The sequence below is a fragment of the Streptomyces sp. RP5T genome, assembly GCF_003933965.1.
Lineage (GTDB): Bacteria > Actinomycetota > Actinomycetes > Streptomycetales > Streptomycetaceae > Streptomyces.
On record NZ_RSAJ01000869.1, the window covers coordinates 1 to 2,558 of the forward strand.

Below are 2,558 nucleotides of genomic sequence, written 5' to 3' on the forward strand. Positions count from 1 at the left end.
CCGTCGCACCGACCAGGGCCATGGACTCGCCCGGTCGGATGTGGAGGTCGACCAGGTCGAGGACGGGCGGGGAGTCCTCGGGCGCGTCGGGGTAGCGGAATCGGACGTCGTGGAACCGGAGGCCGTCCGCGGGCCGTCGGGGTTCCGCCGCGCCGGCCCCCGCGGGCCGTGCGGGGGTCTGCTGTTCCGGTACCTCGTCCATGGCCTCGAAATAGCGCTCCGTCGCCGTCGCCGCCTCCTGGCTCATCGCCAGCAGGAAGCCGATCGAGTCCACCGGCCACCTCAGTGCCAGAGCGGTGGAGAGGAACGCCACCAGCGTCCCCGCCGACAGCTCCCCGTCCGCCACCTGCACACAGCCCAGCACCAGCGCCGCCCCGATCGCCACCTCGGGCAGGGTCACGATGACACCCCAGATCGTGGCCAGCAGGCGGGCCTTGTGCAGTTCCGTGCCGCGCAGGGTGCCGGAGAGCTCACGGAACGCCCTGGCCTGCGACCGGTGCCGGCCGAAGCCCTTGACGATGCGGATGCCGAGCACGCTCTCCTCGACGACCGTCGTGAGATCGCCGACCTGGTCCTGGGCGAGACGCGCCACATGCGCGTAGCGCTTCTCGAAGATCACGCAGGTGACGACGACGGGGATCGCGGGGCCGAGGATCACCAGCCCGAGCAGCCAGTCCTGGAGCAGCATGATGATCACGCCGACCAGGATCGTCACGCTGTTGACCAGCAGGAAGGTCAGCGGGAAGGCGAGGAACATGCGCAGCAGCATGAGGTCCGTGGTGGCCCGGGACAGCAGCTGCCCGGAGGCCCAGCGGTCGTGGAAGGCCACCGGCAGGCGTTGGAGGTGCCGGTACAGGCCCGCCCGCATCTCCGCCTCGACATGGGACAGCGGCCGCGCCACCAGCCACCGCCGCAGCCCGAACAGCAGTGCCTCCGCGAACCCGAGCAGCAGCAGGTACAGCGCGCCCAGCCACACACCCGCGGTGTCCCCGTCGGCGACCGGCCCGTCCACCATCCACTTCAGCACGAGCGGGATCACCAGTCCCGTGCAGGAGGCGAGGACCGCCACGAACGCGGCGGTGAACAGCCGCGCGCGGGCCGGACGGACATACGGCCACAGGCGCAGCAGGGTCCTGACGGCCGATCGGTCGTTGGTGGTTGCACGTGTCGTGGACATCAGCTGCGAGCCTACGGACCGGCACTGACAACGCCCACCGAGTTTTGGCCGTACCGGGATCGGCCGCTGGACCTACGACCTGCGTGTTCGAGGGGTCGTACGCGAAGGGCCCAGGGGGTCGTACCGCGGCATCGACCGATCGGCCGATGCCGTGTCGAGCGCGACGGCCGATGCGCAGGCGGGGCCCCGACCGGGACGCTGACGCCATGTCCGTCATCGAAGTCAGCGAACTGCGCAAGTCCTACGGCGGCCGGACCGTCGTCGACGGGGTGTCCTTCGCCGTCGAGGAGGGCGAGATCTTCGGGATCCTCGGCCCGAACGGCGCCGGCAAGACCACCACCGTCGAGTGCGTCGAGGGCCTCAGGGTCCCCGACACGGGCCGCGTCCGGGTCACCGGCCTCGACCCCGTCGCCGACCACGCGCGCGTGGCCCGGGTCCTCGGCGCCCAGCTCCAGGAGAGCGAACTCCAGGCCAAGCTGACCGTCCGTGAGGCACTGGAGCTCTACGCGACGTTCTACGAACGGCCCCTCGACTGGCGGCCGCTCGCCGAGCGCCTCGGCCTCGTCCAGAAGCTCGCCACCCGGTTCGGCAAGCTCTCCGGCGGCCAGAAGCAGCGCCTGTTCATCGCGCTCGCCCTCGTCGGCAACCCCCGGATCGTCGTCCTGGACGAGCTGACCACCGGCCTCGATCCGCGGGCCCGCCGCGACACCTGGGGGCTGATCGAGGACGTCCGCGCGAGCGGTGTGACCGTCCTGCTCGTCACCCACTTCATGGAGGAGGCGCAGCGGCTCTGCGACCGGATCGCGGTGATCGACCGGGGCCGGGTCGCCGCCCTGGACACCCCGGCCGGCCTCGTCCGGCGCTCGGCGGGCGCCACCGTCATCAGCTTCACCCCGTCCGCCCCGCTCGACGCGCACGACCTCGACGCCCTGCCCGCCCTCGCCTCCGTCGAGGACCGCGCGGGCCGTCTCACCCTCTCCGGCACCGACGAGACGGTGAACGCCGTCATCACCCTGCTCGCCCGCCGGCACGTCACCGCCCACCAGCTCCGGGTCGTCGACGCCACCCTCGACGACGCGTTCCTGGACCTCACGAGGACCGACCCCCAGGAGGCCACGGCATGAACACCGCCGTACTGCGCACCGAGGCCCGCCTCTTCCGCCGCGAACCCGGCGCCCTGTTCTGGATCCTGCTGTTCCCGACCCTGCTCCTGGTGATCCTCGGCTCGATCCCGTCCTTCCGGCACCCCGACCCCGGCCTCGGCGGCCTCAGGACCGTCGACGTCTACGTGCCCGTGGCCGTGCTCCTCGGCCTGATCGTCGGCGGCCTGCAGTCCATGCCGCAGACCCTCACCGGCTACCGGGAACGCGGCATCCTGCGC

General features: G+C 71.9%; 2 protein-coding genes and 1 pseudogene. 2 read left to right on the top strand and 1 reads right to left on the bottom strand.

Features of this window, described 5'->3' with window-relative positions:
* A partial coding sequence (locus EHS43_RS42230) for an ABC transporter ATP-binding protein (RefSeq protein WP_148104267.1) occupies positions 1 to 1,177 on the bottom strand: 1,177 nt, incomplete at its 3' end.
* 206 nt (positions 1,178 to 1,383) lie between these two features.
* Between EHS43_RS42230 and EHS43_RS42235 the strand changes: the two genes are divergently transcribed.
* Together EHS43_RS42235 and EHS43_RS42240 are read left to right on the top strand one after the other, a co-directional pair.
* On the top strand, positions 1,384 to 2,301 hold the full coding sequence (locus EHS43_RS42235; protein WP_125195772.1) for an ABC transporter ATP-binding protein: 918 nt from the start codon (positions 1,384 to 1,386) through the stop codon (positions 2,299 to 2,301).
* Positions 2,298 to 2,558, top strand: a pseudogene (locus EHS43_RS42240) (ABC transporter permease); the annotation flags it as partial. The gene EHS43_RS42235 and the pseudogene EHS43_RS42240, both read left to right, overlap by 4 nt.